Annotated in this window: 14 protein-coding genes; 5 read left to right on the forward strand and 9 right to left on the reverse strand. The window is 43.6% G+C overall.

Annotation, left to right across the window (positions count from 1 at the left end; genetic code table 11):
* The first annotated feature begins 162 nt into the window (after positions 1-162).
* The 5 genes from ACZ45G_RS26470 to ACZ45G_RS26490 all read left to right on the forward strand — a co-directional run bounded on the left by ACZ45G_RS26470 (position 163) and on the right by ACZ45G_RS26490 (position 4,883).
* Positions 163-1,461, forward strand: a complete 1,299-nt coding sequence (locus ACZ45G_RS26470) for a hypothetical protein (protein WP_464173583.1) — start codon at positions 163-165, stop codon at positions 1,459-1,461.
* A complete protein-coding gene (locus tag ACZ45G_RS26475; protein ID WP_464173584.1) occupies positions 1,448-2,563 on the forward strand; it encodes a pyridoxal phosphate-dependent aminotransferase in 1,116 nt (371 codons plus the stop codon). Before ACZ45G_RS26470 ends, ACZ45G_RS26475 begins: the two co-directional genes overlap by 14 nt.
* Positions 2,563-3,360, forward strand: a complete 798-nt coding sequence (locus ACZ45G_RS26480; RefSeq protein ID WP_464173585.1) for a ThiF family adenylyltransferase — start codon at positions 2,563-2,565, stop codon at positions 3,358-3,360. Before ACZ45G_RS26475 ends, ACZ45G_RS26480 begins: the two co-directional genes overlap by 1 nt.
* 150 nt (positions 3,361-3,510) lie before the next feature.
* On the forward strand, positions 3,511-4,593 hold the full coding sequence (locus tag ACZ45G_RS26485) for a transposase (protein WP_464173586.1): 1,083 nt from the start codon (positions 3,511-3,513) through the stop codon (positions 4,591-4,593).
* Between the two features lie 77 nt (positions 4,594-4,670).
* Positions 4,671-4,883, forward strand: coding sequence for a hypothetical protein (locus ACZ45G_RS26490; protein WP_464173587.1), 213 nt, complete (start codon positions 4,671-4,673; stop codon positions 4,881-4,883).
* A 459-nt stretch (positions 4,884-5,342) separates the two neighbouring features.
* Here the strand turns inward: ACZ45G_RS26490 and ACZ45G_RS26495 are convergent, their stop codons facing one another.
* The 9 genes from ACZ45G_RS26495 to ACZ45G_RS26535 all read right to left on the reverse strand — a co-directional run bounded on the left by ACZ45G_RS26495 (position 5,343) and on the right by ACZ45G_RS26535 (position 16,734).
* Entirely contained in the window at positions 5,343-8,006 is a 2,664-nt protein-coding gene (locus ACZ45G_RS26495) for an MASE3 domain-containing protein (protein WP_464172779.1), read from the reverse strand.
* A 185-nt stretch (positions 8,007-8,191) separates the two neighbouring features.
* On the reverse strand, positions 8,192-9,553 hold the full coding sequence (locus tag ACZ45G_RS26500; protein WP_464172778.1) for a bacteriohemerythrin: 1,362 nt from the start codon (positions 9,551-9,553) through the stop codon (positions 8,192-8,194).
* Positions 9,554-9,837: 284 nt separating this feature from the next.
* The gene (locus ACZ45G_RS26505; protein ID WP_464172777.1) at positions 9,838-10,311 is read right to left on the reverse strand and encodes a hypothetical protein; all 474 of its coding nucleotides are present in this window, start codon (positions 10,309-10,311) and stop codon (positions 9,838-9,840) included.
* Between the two features lie 320 nt (positions 10,312-10,631).
* Positions 10,632-11,948 carry an ISKra4 family transposase gene (locus ACZ45G_RS26510; RefSeq protein ID WP_464179935.1) on the reverse strand — a complete coding sequence of 439 codons (1,317 nt, stop codon included), beginning with the start codon at positions 11,946-11,948 and terminating at the stop codon, positions 10,632-10,634.
* A 370-nt stretch (positions 11,949-12,318) separates the two neighbouring features.
* A complete protein-coding gene (locus ACZ45G_RS26515; protein ID WP_464173588.1) occupies positions 12,319-12,873 on the reverse strand; it encodes a hypothetical protein in 555 nt (184 codons plus the stop codon).
* 56 nt (positions 12,874-12,929) lie between these two features.
* Positions 12,930-13,238: an HTH domain-containing protein gene (locus ACZ45G_RS26520; protein WP_464173589.1), complete on the reverse strand. Its 309-nt coding sequence runs from the start codon at positions 13,236-13,238 to the stop codon at positions 12,930-12,932.
* Positions 13,239-13,851: 613 nt separating this feature from the next.
* A complete protein-coding gene (locus ACZ45G_RS26525) occupies positions 13,852-14,532 on the reverse strand; it encodes a nucleotide triphosphate diphosphatase NUDT15 (RefSeq protein ID WP_464173590.1) in 681 nt (226 codons plus the stop codon).
* A gap of 226 nt (positions 14,533-14,758) precedes the next feature.
* Entirely contained in the window at positions 14,759-15,646 is an 888-nt protein-coding gene (locus ACZ45G_RS26530) for a hypothetical protein (RefSeq protein ID WP_464173591.1), read from the reverse strand.
* A 77-nt stretch (positions 15,647-15,723) separates the two neighbouring features.
* Positions 15,724-16,734, reverse strand: a complete 1,011-nt coding sequence (locus tag ACZ45G_RS26535) for a glycyl-radical enzyme activating protein (protein ID WP_464173592.1) — start codon at positions 16,732-16,734, stop codon at positions 15,724-15,726.
* Positions 16,735-16,753 lie beyond the last annotated feature (19 nt).

The raw sequence follows: 16,753 nt of genomic DNA on the forward strand, positions 1-16,753 counted from the left end.
TCATGACCTCTTTCCTCAAAGGCTGAAAGATCCTCTGCTATGGCTGATTCGACTGCTTCGTTGATAAGGTCATACAGGGAATCCCATATAAAAATAAAGTTGACACATTTCCATTGAACCTATAGTTTGCCGAAGAATATGTTTCAAAATAAAGGGAACACCATGGTAAAATTGAATCAAACAGTCTTATTGGAGCTGCATGCGGACATGGCCTGGATCCCCCTGATCCAGTCTGTGGTGGAACATGGTGCCCCCGTGCTCGGGCTGGATCGCAGCAAAACCCTACGCCTGACCATGGCGGTTGAGGAGATTGTCAGCCATCTTTCCCGGACAGCTCCGGGCACAAAAATTGATTTCAGCCTGAAACCTCGCGGTTGGCATGTGCTGACCAATTTTTCTTTCCAGGCCGACCCGTCCGGTCTCTGGGCCATGAACCTTGCGACCAAACCCAATCTGTCCGACCCCGACGACCTGGATCATCTGGGTCTGCTGCTGGCTTCCCGCATGGTGGACGGGTTTACCCTGCACCTGGAAGGGGAGGTGGTGCACCTGACCCTTCGCCAAGACTGTTCCTACCCATTGGTGACGCCGGAACCTGGAGAACCCATCCGGGCCAAAGGAAAGCTGACCATTGCCACGACACCGGAACCCGCACTCATCAAAGCAGCCTGTATCAGGGCCTTAAATTTATATCCGGCCCACAAGAATCATTCCTCATTTTCCATGCCCGGCAAGGTGGCGGACATGGCGGCCCAAAAGGATCTGGACCTGGCACTGGCACTGGACGAGACCGGTGCCCTGGCCGGAATGATCTGCTGGCACGTCCTATCGGAACGAGGGATTGGTTTTTTCGGGCCCTATGTTTTTTGTCAGGATGACCGGGCTGCCGCGCTTTTAACCGAGTATCTAATCCAAAGGGTTGCCCGCACAAAGGCCATGGGTCTGTTCAGTGAACTGGCCACCCCGGAATTGGCCACAAGGGAATTTGAGTCCCTGGGTCATCTTTCTTATAGGACCGCCAGCCGAACTTCCCGGGAGGAGGTCTGGTATCGTCATCTGGGGGAAGATATGGGCGCCTCGGTCTGGGCCCATCCTTCCATGGTAAAATTTCTTGAGACAGCCTATGGCCGCCTGGTGCTCATGCGGAACATACAGGTAACCGAGGGTCTGGGGGAAACCCTGCCCAGGCGATCGGTGTTTTCAACCCGGCTGAGGCCGGAACGGGGAGAGGCAACCCTCTTGCCCATGGTAACAGGCGCTGATGCCAAAGATTGCGTGGCCCGCCATGTGGAGACCCTGTGCCAAGAAAATTTTCCCAATATTTTTTTTAAACTGGATCTTGCCTTTGGCTGGCAGGCGGCCCTGGGCGGAGCGCTCATGGAAAATGGGTTTAAACCAAGGCTTTTGCTCCCCCACGGCGGCAAATCCGATCTGGTGGTGTTTCAGCATGACACTGCTTGATTTTAACCGCCTGGTCCCTGCCCATATTCAGGCCTTTGAGGCCTATGCACCCAGCAGGCCGGACACAGAACTCATGCGTCTTTATGGGGTGAACCACCTCCACCGCCTCAACAATAACGAGAATGCCCTTGGGCCGCCGCCCGAGGTGTTTCAGATTGTGGAAGCATTCCCCCCTCGTGCCGTGCCGGTCTATCCCAACGGGGATTGTTTTGACCTGCGCCGGGTTCTGGCGGAAAAATTCAAAAAGAATCCGGCGCAATTTTTAGTGGGAAACGGCTCCTGCGAGGTCATCGCCTCGGTGATCAAGGCCTTTTGCGAAGAGGGTGACAATATTATTACGGCGGACAAAACCTTTGCCGTGTATGAATGGGTGGCCGAATTTTCCGGGTTTGAGGCAAAACTTGTTCCCCTGAAAGAGCATACATTTGACCCGGATGCCATGCTATCTGCTATGGACGGCCGCACCAAGATTTTATTTGTGTGCAATCCCAATAATCCCACGGGCACCTATTGGGACACCCCCACCATGATTGATTTTCTGGACAGGGTGGACAACAGGTCACTGGTGGTCATTGACGAAGCCTATTGCGAATATGTGGAAAAAGAAAATTTTCCCGACGGCCTGGCCCTCATGGAACGCTATCCAAACCTCATTGTGTTCCGCACCTTTTCCAAGATGTACGCCCTGGCCTCCCTGCGCATCGGGTACCTATGCGGAACTTCGGAAGTTGTGGACATTGTGCGGCGCACCCATGTGGTCTATTCCGTAAACACTATGGCCCAGCGCTCAGCCGCCGCTGCCTTGTCCAATGACGGGGCCTTTATCAAGGATACCCGCAAAATGGTGACCGAGGCAAAGCTGCTGGTCTGCACAATGCTGGATGAACTGGGCCTTACCTACCTGTGCAACCAAGGCAACTATCTCATGGTACACCTTCCGTTTTCCGATACCCTTATGTACAGGAAACTTATGACAAAGGGGATCATGATCCGCACCATGACCGGATTCCGTTTCCCCAATTGGATCCGCATCAGCCTGGTCCAGCTGCCAGTGATGGCAGAATTCTGCCGGGCCTTTAAACAAATATTTCAGGAGGAGTGATGTCAAAAGAATTTTTAAACCGGGCCCTGCCCGTTTTCACAGAACAAGGATTCAAGACCTTGGAGAATCAGCTCGTTTCCTTTGCCGGCCTAGGAGGTGTGGGGGGCGGTGCGTTTCTGGCACTGGTCCGCTGCGGTGTTACCCGGTTCCGCCTGGCTGAGAACGGCGAGTTTGATCCGCCGGACATGAACCGCCAGGCCGCCGCCTTTGGCACCACCATGGACCGGCCCAAGCTGGATGTCTATGTGGAACTGGCCCGGTCCATCAACCCCGATGTGGAACTGACCCTTTTTCCCGAGGGCATCAACCCGGACAATATTGAAGCATTTCTGGAGGGTGCAGACGTTCACGTGGGTGTCATTGACATGGAAAAAGGGGCCGAGGTAAAGGCCATGACCCCTGCCCTTCTGGAACGCTTTAATATTCCCATGTTCACCTGCGCGGCCATCGGGTTCGGCGCCCTGCTGGTGGCCCATGAACCCTCGGGTATGATGCCCGCGGATTTTTGGAAAAAAGTGGCTGAAAAATCAGACACCAACGGCTTATTACCATCGTTTCTGAGCAATTATTTCAACCGGCCGGTCATGGACCGGATGGTCCGGGGTAAAGCTTCGGGGATTCAGTCCACCACGGCCATGGGCGGACTTGCCTCCAATACCCTGCTGGCTACCGAAGTGATCACCTATATGCTGAGGGAGACAGGCCTTGTCAGCCGCAAACCCGTATTCGCCCCCAGATTCACGACAGTGGATTTTATGGACCAGACCCTGGTCATCGGCGATGTGAGTTCTATGTGAATGATAAAAAAACCTTAAATATGGGAGAGGGCAGCGTCTTTGTCAGGTTCTATACACTTGAGTTTTCGAAAAATGGCTATAGACATTCTAAACGCAATATGAGATGATTAAGTGGCGTACTATAATCAAATCTTTTCTTGTGAGTTAAGTATGACCATGAAAATTCCATGCGCCAAACGTCTCCCGTTCATTGTCACCGGTTTGTCATTTCTACAGCCAGCTCTTACAAATATTCAATTTAGTAATCTGACTTTAATAGCGACGGCATTGGTACTCGGAGCTAAGTTCAATCTTACTGAAATAAGCCGTATGTGGTTGAAGGAAAAGAGTGTAAGTACCCTTTCATATTTGTTATCAGATGCTAAATTTTATATCCCTGAAATGGAAATTCTTTATGTAGCCCAGCTTCAAAAAATGTATAAGTTGACTGGTGGATACTATTGTATAGACGATACAATGAAGCATCATACTAATTTTTGCAAATGGATTCATGGAGTCTTTGTATTATTTGACCATGCCGCTAAAACTAACCTTAAGGCCACCTGTATTGTTTTTTTATATTACAGTGACGGTGGTTTTATTAAATTTCCAATAACTTATCGAATTTACCATAAAGATACAGACTGCATGTCCTGGCAACGTGGAAAACCTAAAGAATGCAAAGCAAAATATGATCTTGCCCTGGAAATGCTTGAATGGGCTCTAAAAATGGAGTTACCCAAATGTATTGTATTAACAGATTCATGGTTCGGTATAGAACCATTTATTACCGGACTTAAAAAACTTTGTCTCAGTTATGTTATTGAAGTGAAACGTAGTTACAAAATCAAAGTCCCCTGCAAGAAGACCAAGCTTACTCCATCTGGAAGAAAGGCAAAAAATCAAACTGAGTTAATAAGCTTGCCAGAATATTTTAGAGACATTACGTCTGTTATCGCATGTGGGTTTGATGCAGATGATAAATCCGGGAAAAAAGTAAAAGTCCTTTACCATACGAAAACTGATACAGTTCGTTTAAATTCGATTTCGGGCAAACATCGCCTTATTGAGAGCAAAGATCCTGCCAAGAAAACCACGAAATATCTTCTTACCAATGAACCAATGAACTTACCTGGGAAGCCACCAAGATTATCTTTACTTACAGCAACAGATGGGTTATTGAAGAATTTTTCAGGAATGCCAAACAGCTTACCGATATGGAGGGAGCCACTATCAGGAGTAAACAAGGCGTAGCAATAGCGTTATGCCTGGTGTCCTGGATTGACTCCCTCCTACATTTTGAAAATTACAAGCAAGGCACTGCTGGGAAATTGTCAAAAGAATCATTAACGATTCCCTCAATAGTCCGTCAAGCACAATACGAAAATCTGAAGGCAATATTAGGTAAAATTCAGCAGGATAAGAATTTTATTCCAACGTGGTTAGCCGTTGAAGAAAAAAATATTATAAGAAAAAGGAAGAAAAACAATCAATTAGTCACTCTTGATCGGCATCAAGACGAAAAAATACTATTGTGTGCATGACAAATAAAATATCATTTGTATTTGTCAATATTTTTTTTTCGAAAACTCAAGTATACAGTGGTCATCTGTTTCTTTTCAAGGGGAAGGTTTCAATTCATGTACTCTGAACTATAGTTATATTCTTGTAATACAAAAAAGGGAGTGAAAGGAAAAATCATAATGCCATGGATTTTCGATCCACATTCCGGCGGAGTTAAAATTCCGAAGAAGACTAAGGAAATTACTGAAAAAAGAATCTTGACTCACACCCAGAAGCATTACGCTGGCAAATTTACACGTCTTGATATACGTTTTCGCAATCAATTTTGTTATATAGATGAATTTCGCATTAAAAGCTGAAAGATTTGTTTATACAAAATGTGGTATTGTAAGAAATTTTAAAGATGAGAGCCCTACACGTTAAAGTGCTCACCATGCCAAGACAAAGGACTTATAGACGATATAGTCAGTTCTTTAAATTTACAAATTTTTGGTCCCATCAAGTACCTGTTTAATCATTTTAGCCATTTCATATTTTACAACTGGTTTCATCAGAAAACCTTTTATTCCAGAAAATTGAGCATTTTCTTTGTTAATCTTCTCACTGTACCCTGTACAAATGATGATCGGAATATCAGATCTTATAGAAATCAACTCTTTGGCAAGCTGAATACCGGTCATATCCGGCATGGTCATATCTGAAACAATCAAATCAAAGGTATCAGGATTTGCCTTAAATGTCTCAAACGCCTCAACACTGCTTGTCTGAGGAAACACCTTGTAACCCAATCTTTCCAGCATCTGTTTTTCCATGGTGATGATTGCAGATTCATCATCCACAAGCAGAATTCGTTCAGTCCCGAAAGGCAAGGCCTCTGCCATCTGAATGCCATTGTCCCAAGATGATCGCCTAACCACTGGCAGATAAATGTAGAAATCTGTTCCCTTCCCAACCTTGCTGTAAACTTGAATCGCTCCTTTCAAACTTTTTACGATACCATGGATAACCGACAGTCCCATTCCTGTCCCCTTGCCTTGTTCTTTTGTGGTAAAAAACGGGTCAAACACTTTACCTGTCAGTTCTTTATTCATTCCAATGCCGGTATCAGACACGATCAAACAGGCAAAAGCACCGGGTTCTATGTCGGGGGATACCAGATCAAGCTCTCCCAACTCTACTTCTTGAAGAGATACTTTCAACTGCCCACCATCATCTTCCATGGCGTGAAAAGCATTGGTTGTAAGATTCATTACTATCTGATGGATTTGAATCGGATCCGCCTTGATAACCCCACAGTCTGCCTGGATAACTTGTTGAATATCAATTGTTGCCGGAACAGTGGAGCGCACAAGTTTTAATGCTTCTTCAACGATAGATTGCATTTTTATCAGTTTCAATTCCATATTTTCCTGACGGGAAAATGTCAGGATCTGCTTGACCAGGTCTCGTGCCCTCAAGGCCCCTGTATATATTTCAGAAAGATTTTCCCGGGTTGGGCTGTCGTTTGGAAAGTCCTCTAATAGCATTTCCGTATACCCCACAATGGGGGAAAGGATATTGTTGAAATCGTGGGCAATACCACCGGCTAAGGTGCCAATAGTTTCCATTTTCTGTACCTGTTGAAGGCGATCTTCCATCTGTTTTTTTTCTGTAATGTCCCGGATCACACCAAGAACTTTTACCGGGGTTCCAGCGTCATCTTTCAGAGTTTCCGCCGTGGATGTAATAAACCGTTTATCCGTCCCTGTGACAGGCTGAATTTCAAACTCAATATTGTAGGGTCTGTCTTTTTCTATCAGATCTAAAAGAGCCTGGTGGACCCGTTCTCGCTCCAGTATGCAGTTTTCAACCTGGTCTGTGGTAAAGTCGTCGCTGTCAGGACTGAAACCATAGATCCGCCTTGCCTCATCAGACCCCCAAAACTGTTTAGTTACAAGATCGTATTCCCAATTACCGACCTTGCCTATCTGCTGGGCCTTTTCATACCTTTGCTGGCTTTTTCTCAAGGCATCCTCGGTCTTTATACGTTCTGTGATATCCCGAAGGAAACAGACAAATTGACCGCCTTCATTTTCACGGTATTGGATACTGATTTCAACATCAAAAACAAGTCCATTCTTTTTACGGTGTCTGGACTGAAACCGATCTTCTCTTTTTTCAATGGCAGCCTGGATTCGGGCATTAATATCATCGGCCATTTCAGCGGCTTCCAGATCCAAAATCTGCATTTTCAGCAGTTCCTCTTTGCTGTAACCACTCATCTGACAATAGGCTTCGTTAATTTCCAATAATTTACCCCGATGATCCGTAATCCAGAAACCATCCATCGCTGTTTCTATAATCGACCGATGTGCTTCCTCGCTCTTTTTTAAATTTCTGAACAGCAAATCATAGGGCTGTGTCAATCCTGAATAGATGAGCGCTTTATAGATTAAAAAAAATGAAACCATTTTCATGTAATGGCCCACCAGATTAGAGAAACCATAGGCACTGATATAGAAGGTAAATGCCAGTTCAGCAACGATTGATGTAACAATGGAAGCGATCAGTAATTTTAATATACTGTTTTCAAATTCATTTCGATGTTGATACAATCGAATAACAGCACCCGATAAGATCAAACTGATAATGTACTCACTGATTATTTTGAAAGGGGTCAGCCCGGTGCCTTCAACAAAACAGACAGGAAAATTCCCGCTAAAAATGAAGATTAAAACTATCACAAAAATGCCCAGGTAAACAAAAAGTACACTATTTGCCTTCAGCGGACGGGAAAAAAATAAGGGTGCAAAGAATAAAGACAGGCTTTCCATGTATCGGGCACCAATCCAGAGCTGGGTGGGCAGGTTGGTACCAAATTCAGGAAAAACCCCCATCCCGCTATACGCAAGGGTGTGTGTCAGGTCCATCAATGCGATAAAAAGATAGGCTATCCCGAGGAACAACAGGTAATTATTTTCTAAAAACCTGCGTGAGTTCCAGGCAACGATGAATATGCCGCAGGCAACAACAACGCTGAATATTTCTGAAAGACTGTGAAAGAGTAGATAGTTGTATCGGCTTGAAAAATACAATCCGACAAGCAGGAATATACCGGATAAAATTTTTACCCACTTACGATCACTGATGTAGCCTGTTCTCATTATCCTTCCTTAAAGAGGTTACCTTGTCGTTGCATAAAAAAAGTAGAAATTATGGTGAGCCTTTATAAAAGCGAGCTGAGGCATCTGAAAATTTACAGGGTATATTGTCTTCAAATAATCGCCCTAAAAAAATGTCAAACCGGTTTAAATATAGACTTAAAAACCTTTTTACTATTTCAAAATTACTAAAGTTGTGAGCTACCATCCTGAAAATAAGAAAAAAATTTGCGGTCTTCGATTAACATGTGTTGACTGACCACCTGAATGGCAAGATAATCGAAAACTTCTGTTATCTCCAACTGCCCTTCCTTGTGGCGTTTAGCCATTGCCAAAGCTGTATCAGTCAGTGTCTGATGTATATGCCGGTGTTCCTCAACATTTGGATATGCGGATTGCTCAATAATTTGTTCCTCAGCTTTAAAGTGGTCTGAAACATCACAAATCAGTTCTTCGATATACTGCTGACAAATGGCTGTTTCCTGTCGGTCGATCATAGCTGTGAGCAATTTGTTTGATCGGTCAAATAAATTTCGGTGCTGTTCATCGATCTGTTTGTTCCCACATTCATAGGCTTTATTCCACTCAAGGCGGATAAAGCCTGTATGAAGAGCCTTTTCTTGCGTGTCACTCTCTGTGAGGGTGTCAACCAGCACTATACGGTTTCGACCTGTTGATTTTGCCCTATAAAGGGCTTCGTCTGATTGGTTCAACCGATAATCAAGCGAGTGCTCGTTTTTTGAAAAGGCGACCCCACCAATACTTATAGTTAATCTCACCACCCCTTTATCCGTTGTCAGGATATGATTTTCCACAGATCGCCGCAAACGTTCAGCGATCTGGTGACCTATAACTGCGTCTGTTTTGATCAGCAGTATACTGAATTCCTCGCCTCCGATCCGTCCAAAGATATCAAATGATCTTAGCTTGGAACTGCAAATTGCCGTTATCTGTCGGAGTGCCTCATCGCCGATGCTGTGGCCATAGGTATCATTAATATTTTTGAAATAATCAATATCCATCATCAAAAGAACCATGGGCTCATTATAGCGCCCGCCACGTAAAATTTCTCTTTCTGCGAGATCATAAAACCGTCGACGGTTACTGATTCCGGTTAACATATCTTCCGTGGCCTGCCGGACAAGTTCTTTTTCCAAAAGCTTTCTGTCTGTAATGTCCTGGATCTGAGAAATGAAAAACAAAGGAGAAGCCTTTTCATCCTTTACAAGAGATACACTGAGTAGACTATATATGGTGTTGCCGCCCTTATGAAAATATCGTTTTTCCATTTGGTAGGTTTCCAGCTCACCGGACAGTATTTTGTTTACATATTGCAGATCTTGCTCAAGATCGTCAGGGTGAGTTATATCCTGGAACGTCAACTCCATCAGTTCCTCTTCGTTGTAGCCGATCAGATCGCATAAAGCCTTGTTAACCATAAGCCAGTTGCCATCCGGAGCCACAAGAGCCATTCCTATGGAAGCAAACTGAAAGGCACTGAAAAAAAGTTTATCGCTCTTAAGCAGATCTTTGAAATTATCAGATTTCATAAATCCTCATGTGGTATAAATAGATTTCTCCAAATACTGGCCATCACAACCCATGGATATTCGTTGAGAATCACGTTGTTAATAATCTTTTATTGTTCGATTAATATGAGAATAACATATTTTAGTGTTCAAACCATTTAAATTCTTAAAATATTTGAATGGAGGACGATCTAAATCCGGTAGATTGTCTTTTTCTGATCTTTTCTATTTAGCCAATTGGAGTGAACCCCTCTTTTTAATATTTTAATGATAGTCTCTATCTTGAGAGTCTAAAGTTTTTACCGCTAAATTACCATAGATAGTTTGGTATCTTTGGGCTTTTTGATCTTTGACATAATTATTCGATAAATCGCGGTATGCTTGAAAGAGCAGAAATTATGGAAGAACTCTTCCTGGATTACAAACTTCACTGTTTCCTCAGATGGAATCATCGAAGTAATCGTTCTCAGCCAGCCGTTATATTGTTTCCAGATTGTTACGTGAAAGTTTAAGGATAATATTTGTAATATACCTGAGGCGATGCAACCAAAATTAACAAATCCTTCAATGGCGTTCATCGTTTCCGTGATTAATTTTTTTTCACGTAGACTATTGCAGGCAGATAGATCGCATTGGTTTTCATTTTTAATGTTTGGCCAGGCGCTTGTCCAAAAATGACAAAAGAAGGCCCCAATGACGTGTTTTACAACCTTGAAATTAATTTCAATTTTAAAGCGGTAGCTGTAGGCTGTAATAATATCCGTAGGCGATAACGTCAAATCAGAACACATGAGAATAAAAGTTGCACTGCCGTCGATAACAAGAACAAAGCGAACCTTATCTTTTATCGGTCTCCACAGTAGATCACAGCAAAGAAAAAATATCGTCCTATTATTGCCATAAACTTCAATAGTGGCTTTTTGGAATGAACCCAGTCTTTTCTCAAAAAGATCTTTTAATTTGAGTTTGACTCCATATTTCCTCGGAGCTCCGGGCCGACCTGTTTTGGGTGGAGGGTAATCATATGTGCCAATCGCTGACCAGTTGTTTTTGTTGCCTCTTTGAGAATCAAAAATACAGGGGGAGCATTACCTGTTTCTCACGAATTGTCTACAATGAGACGAAGTTTAGGTAGTTGTTTATGAATGCGACCCTGTTCAATCTGTCTTGTTCTGTTTTCCATAATTCGATCGAAGGTTTTATTGTATTTTGCACATCGTAGCTTCAAAATATTATTTGCATTTGTTGGATACCACCAAGCACCTGAACGTTTGAGGCGGACATTGGAGATAAACTTATTTGAACTTTCTATACCACCACTGCCAATGTGGTAACCTCCACGCTTCAATGAGCCATAATTGATCATCTCTATACGCTCGGTGAGGTATCGAACGGTTTTTTTAATTTGATCTTTGGCTGCATCTGATTTTGGTTTCATTCGTTTGATTCCGGAAATAATTCGATCTGCCTTGTTCAGGAAAAGACGAGTAAGCGTGGCCTCTACCCACTCCCGTGCTTTCTGGTTGCTTTTACCGTATTGAGCATTGGCCAAGTCATTTAAGTATTCGCTGCAATGATAATAATCCAATACTTTTTTAGCATCAGGATAAATTTCCTTTGCTCGATTCCAAATCCAAGGTGCACCGTCTCCAATAAAACATATGCGGACTTTGTCTTCAGGAATCAACCCGGCCTGCTTGATTTCTAAAAGATCGTTCGCAAGTTCTTTATCACTTTTAATTTGATGCCAACTGATTAAATGGACCATATCTTTATTATCAAGCAGATATATGCGAAAACCTTTAACTTCTTTCCATTCGCCCTTACCTCTTTTTCCCTTTCTTGGACTTGGTTCACGACGGGTTGGTGCATGGGCACCGTCTATACCGATCATTAAAACAGGACGACGAAATCTACCTTCTGAAAGTACGTCAATTTTATGCTGAATCTCGACTTTATCAGGGCAAATATCCAGCAAATGTATATCATCGGCAATTTCATTGACAACATCGTGGGCATGGTGGTTACTCACTTTAATACCCGCACATCGTTCAAGGGCTTCAACGGATGTTTCATAAGGCATTTCGGCTGCTAACCACGCCTCTAATTCTTGGATATCTGACTGTATTTTCCTATTAGAAAGCCCCAATACATTATCCAAGGGATAAAATCCAAAGCCGCAGGGCTTACAGTAAAAATAAGGCCGATATAAAGTCACCGGTCCAACAAGCGTATCAATGTCACGTTTGACTTTTTCGGACTTAGCTTTAGTTTGCTGATGGCACTTCGGACATTGACAATATTGTTGCTCAAGCAGATGTCCATATTTTTTCTCGATGATTGCTAAAGCCGCTTGCCCCATTATTTCTGAACGGTTTGTAAAAAGGCTTTTCGATATATCTGTTATGGATTCCATTGAGTCATCCTTTTCGATCTGATCCAAACGATTACTGACGAATGATAAAAAGTTTAATTTCCAGCTTTCTGAATCTATAGGTGTGGCTTGAATTTCTGCTAACATGGGATTTCCTCCCTTTAAAAAATCAAGGTCTATTACCCATGGTACAATATTACAGATCGCAGTTGTTGTCTAATCGATCTACTCTTCGTGAAGAAGCTTTATCAGCAGTTATTGCCAATATTTATAAAATTTCCTCCTATTTTCATAGATTTCTGGGGAGAAACAGGTAATGCTCCCAATACAGGGCCAACAGCAAAATATGCATCAAGAACGACAATGCATTTTGAATCGAGCCCTTTCACTAAACTTACTGCCAAGGATGCCATCAGGGTGGTAACGCTGACTTTACTTTTCCCGTTAACTGATGGTACAGGTTTTCCCTGAAGTTCCCGGAGCTGTTCTGCCCCTTCATGAAGTTCAGCACAAAGAGGGATGCAAAAGATCTTTTTTTTACCCAGCCAGCAAGAATACCCAGTGCCCCAAAATGATGCCCGTAGATATATGGTGATTTACCGGAATTGTCAGACTCTTGATGAAGTCTTTTTACTCCGGGCATTTTCTTGGCTTCTTTTGAAATCTTAATGCCATCACCGGCAATAAGATAACGTCCATTGATGGTAATAACCGGGCACCTTGTCAGTACAATTTGCCACCATTTTTGCTGAATGCACTTCAGATTCCATGAAGATGCCCTGAAGAACAGCAAAAGGGATGTGTATTTGTCAGGATCTAAATTTAACCATCTTATAACTGACGAGACACCATGGTGATCAAGCCTGACAATAAAACCCATGACAGTGATTACGAACCAGTTAAATGAGGAGGTTCGACTGAAACAATCTCTAAATTGCAACAAAATTATGCTGAGTTCTTTTATCATCACATCCTCCAGTGAAATCAAAAAACATTTCGGTTTAAACTTGCCAAAGCACTATTTTACTCTTTTAAACTGAATGTATTTGGGGCTGTTCTGATAAATTTTTGGCCAGCATTTATTTTTTTTATTAAAATGGAAACGATAGAATCGCGTACAAGTTGAACTCCGTAATCCCTCTCTGCTATCTCAATAATATTTGAAATATGCAGTGGTCGCCCAGCGATTCGAAGTACGTTTTCAACGACACTTGCATTTGACGTACGTATAATGGGTTTTGGCTTGGAACTCTTGAGAAAGCGGTCGATGGTTTTGAGTTTGGTCTCTGTAAGTTCTTTCTGGTATTGCAGATAACGTGTGAAATTATCCATGATAAATCCTCCTTGGTTATGGTCTAACCAAGAGTATATATCACAATAAAAGGTACGTCAATGATAATATTATCGTACATTATTAATTTTTGAAATACATAGCTATATCCTAACAAATCGGTCAATTTGTTCTTATAGTAGACATAGATTTACGTACATCTTATTGATAAATTAAAACTGGAGAACTTTAGACTCTCAAGGTCTCTATCTATTTAGAAATGACTATTTAAGAAGTAATCGTATCGTTCTGCATATCGTTCAAAATATGGATATCTTGCTGGATAACAAGCTGAGGTTAAAGATATCCAGCTTGGATAATTCCTTAATTTCTTTTGAAGCACTACCGTTTATAAATGGTATAAGTCCGGGGCCGGACACGGCACCCAAAAGCGATAACTTGTATTCATAGTCTGGGTTTTAGGAAAGTTCTGGGCAACCCCACATATTGTATGTGACGTTTTTTCAACTTAATTTCCAAACACAAGATATGTGTATGCCATAATTTTTAATTCCGCAGGTATAAGAATCAACTCTTCAAATATAATGAATGGATGCCCGAAAAACGGGTCAGGGGCTGTAAAAAAATTTGTTGGAAGCTTTTTGTCATGGAGTTTCACCCGGCATTCTCTATCCTGCAGATCTGTTCAGCACAATTTTTTATAATGTCTGTCAATCGTGTATGGGACAGCTCGGAATATGATTCATAGGAGATGGGGTTTATATCCCCCAGCATTTCCATTAACTGGTTCTCAAACATGAATGCGGTTTCCATCAATTCCTTATGGCTGTAATCTTCAATTCCTTTTTCACGGTTGCCGGAAATATTAAGTGATACCACCTGCGCTGCTGTCATTTCGTGCAGTATTTCAGGGGGTAACGCATTCTTTATGCCCAAAGGGGTGAATCCTTGTTCCAATAGATTTTTTAAAGATAAAAATATGGGTTCAGGAAATTCATTCCAGTAAAACCATTCCCATTTTTCACACTTGTCCGGTTCTTTTATCCGGGGGGTTCCATGTTCATAATCACAGACAACAAACAAGGTCACATAGTGTTTGTTGTTTTGGTAAAAAATATCATTGGTAATTGTTACAAACCGGGAATTTTTAACAGACAGACCCGTTTCTTCAAAAACTTCCCTTTGGGCACACCCTTCAATAGATTCATTGAACTCCAGGTGCCCACCGGGAAACGCCCATGAGCCAGAACCGTGAGCACCTTTGCGTTTTCCCAGCAATACTTTCCCATGTTTAATGACAATGGCTGCCACCCCGACTGCGGGTCTTTTTCCCATCTATATCTCCATTTTATGCCAGACTATCATCTGATTGGGTCCAGTATTTTTTAATTTATACAACGCTGCATCGGCACCCAAAAGTTTCTCAAAAGAGATAACCTCATTTTTTGCATACACGGTTACCCCGATACTCATGCTCAAATACCAACTCATGGGCCACTGGGACAAGATCCATGCACCGGTAACGTTTAAGGTTCACCCCCCCCCATCGGACGATAAACACCTAGGGCGAATCAAATGAGGTCACGGGCGTCAGGGGTTTTTCCGGATAAATCTGATCTGAATTGGGGGGCATGGAATTATAGACCCAGTCGATATTGATCTGGCCCATCTTTATGCCATATATGGATTTATACCCTGCAAATTTTCCCCGGACAAGAACAGATTCAAGGGTGGTCTTTAAACAAAATACGGATAGATCCATGTTTGCTGTGATCTCATGGCGGTGGGCGCCCAGAGCGTTGGCATAAAAAACAATGCGCTGGGAATCAAGGGTCATGCATTGGACAAAGGGGATTAAACAGGGAAATCCATCGGTTGCCATAAAGGATAGAAACTTCATGGTAAAAGGGCTTGAGAATAATTTTTCCCCATAGGGCTTGAGGACGGGGCATTCCGGTCTGTTCGTTGGTCGCCGGTTTTTTGTTTTCCAGGGGGTTGCACCCGCCCTTGCCATCAGGGTCATCAGGGTGAAACGGATCAGATTAACAAGGGGCAGCCCATTGGCAGGGGTGGTTTCAACCAGATCGAAATAATGGACCCTGTGGATGGGAAAATAGGAATTATACCGCTGCAGGGGTTTTTCCTTGTAAATTTCCAGTTCAGGTCCCTGGGACTGCTGTTCCCTCCACAAAATTTTTCCCGTCCATATTTTTTTTGATTGGGCCGACAGAATAAAAAATGACACCTTTGGATTTTTCTGCATAAAATACTTGCTGTTTCCCCGGATAAACTGCCCCAGGGTCATGGTGGTGTCGTTTAAGGCCATCAAAGAATTAATAAAGGTAATATGGGGAAGACCTTCCAGGTTTTGGGTGGCAATGATGCCAATCTTTTCCAGGGGGGCTGTCTTTTCAACGTCAAAGGTATTAAATTTGGTTTTTATTTTCATCTGCTCTCCCATAATGCAGTTAGAAATTTTTGGTGTGGCCGGGCCTTTGCCAGAGCGAATCTTTGCTATAGCGAACCTTAGTTAGGTCGCACAGAACCGCTCCAGAAAACGATCCCCTCCCCCACACCGGTTTTTACCGCCTCAAGGGACAAGGCTTCCATTTTTTTCCTTTCCACGAGCAAGGTGGACCCATAGGCCCACTGCCTACCCAGCCGGGTATACTTTTCTTTTCCCAGGTTATTAAAGGCACACAGCTCCCACCGGGACACCCGTCCGTCCAAGTTGTTCACAATAAACTCACCAATGGCCCCTATGATTTCTTCCCGGTCGGTTGCACCGGGAATGATGGGGGTTCGGATCCAGAGATCGGTTTTTAAAGCCCCAAGTAATCCTGGTAATTGTTTCAAATTTTCAAGGATGCGTTCATTGGAGACGCCCGTAAATTTCTCATGGCGCCGGGCATCTATCTCCTTGATATCAAAGAGGAGCAGATCCGTGACGGGTACAAGCGTTTCCAGGCAGTCAAAGGAGCACATCCCGCAGGTATCCAGGGCCGTATGAATCCCGCGCGCCTTTAGTCCCTTTAAAACCCCATGGGTGAAAGTGCGCTGCAGGGTCGCTTCTCCCCCGGAAAGGGTGACGCCCCCCTTTGATTTTAGAAAATAGGCCTGGTCCTTGGCAAGCTCATTCACCAGATCCTTTGCCCGCCATGTTTCCCCGAGAAGCACCATGGAAAGCGTGGGGCATTCCTGGGCACACGCCCCGCACCCGTTGCAGCGTTCCCTGTCAATGACAATTGCCTTGGATTTGGCGGAAAGCGCCCCCAGAGGACAAGTGTCCACACAGGTATTGCATCCGATACACCCCACTCCATTCCATACCAGCTGGGGCAATGGGGAAATGCTTTCCGGGTTATGACACCACCTGCATTTCAAGGGACATCCCTTGAGAAAAACCGTTGTCCTCAAGCCCGGCCCGTCTTCCGTGGACATCCGCTGAATTTCAAGGATAATCCCCCGGGGATCCGTCCCCTTGGGGTCAGGCCCCTTGGGATCAGTCCCCTTGGGATCACCCCCCGGGGTCATCATTGCACGCCCCCGGGACCTG

The organism is Desulfoconvexum algidum (assembly GCF_055382125.1).

What these genes read in the sequence shown, in the direction of transcription:
- ACZ45G_RS26535 (WP_464173592.1), bottom strand. Translation starts at nt 16,734, where the DNA reads ATGATGACCCCGGGGGGTGATCCCAAGGGGACTGATCCCAAGGGGCCT.
- ACZ45G_RS26475 (WP_464173584.1), top strand. Translation starts at nt 1,448, where the DNA reads ATGACACTGCTTGATTTTAACCGCCTGGTCCCTGCCCATATTCAGGCC.
- ACZ45G_RS26470 (WP_464173583.1), top strand. Translation starts at nt 163, where the DNA reads ATGGTAAAATTGAATCAAACAGTCTTATTGGAGCTGCATGCGGACATG.
- ACZ45G_RS26495 (WP_464172779.1), bottom strand. Translation starts at nt 8,006, where the DNA reads ATGAGAACAGGCTACATCAGTGATCGTAAGTGGGTAAAAATTTTATCC.
- ACZ45G_RS26520 (WP_464173589.1), bottom strand. Translation starts at nt 13,238, where the DNA reads ATGGATAATTTCACACGTTATCTGCAATACCAGAAAGAACTTACAGAG.
- ACZ45G_RS26510 (WP_464179935.1), bottom strand. Translation starts at nt 11,948, where the DNA reads ATGGAATCCATAACAGATATATCGAAAAGCCTTTTTACAAACCGTTCA.
- ACZ45G_RS26485 (WP_464173586.1), top strand. Translation starts at nt 3,511, where the DNA reads ATGACCATGAAAATTCCATGCGCCAAACGTCTCCCGTTCATTGTCACC.
- ACZ45G_RS26480 (WP_464173585.1), top strand. Translation starts at nt 2,563, where the DNA reads ATGTCAAAAGAATTTTTAAACCGGGCCCTGCCCGTTTTCACAGAACAA.
- ACZ45G_RS26515 (WP_464173588.1), bottom strand. Translation starts at nt 12,873, where the DNA reads ATGATAAAAGAACTCAGCATAATTTTGTTGCAATTTAGAGATTGTTTC.
- ACZ45G_RS26525 (WP_464173590.1), bottom strand. Translation starts at nt 14,532, where the DNA reads ATGGGAAAAAGACCCGCAGTCGGGGTGGCAGCCATTGTCATTAAACAT.
- ACZ45G_RS26530 (WP_464173591.1), bottom strand. Translation starts at nt 15,646, where the DNA reads ATGAAAATAAAAACCAAATTTAATACCTTTGACGTTGAAAAGACAGCC.
- ACZ45G_RS26500 (WP_464172778.1), bottom strand. Translation starts at nt 9,553, where the DNA reads ATGAAATCTGATAATTTCAAAGATCTGCTTAAGAGCGATAAACTTTTT.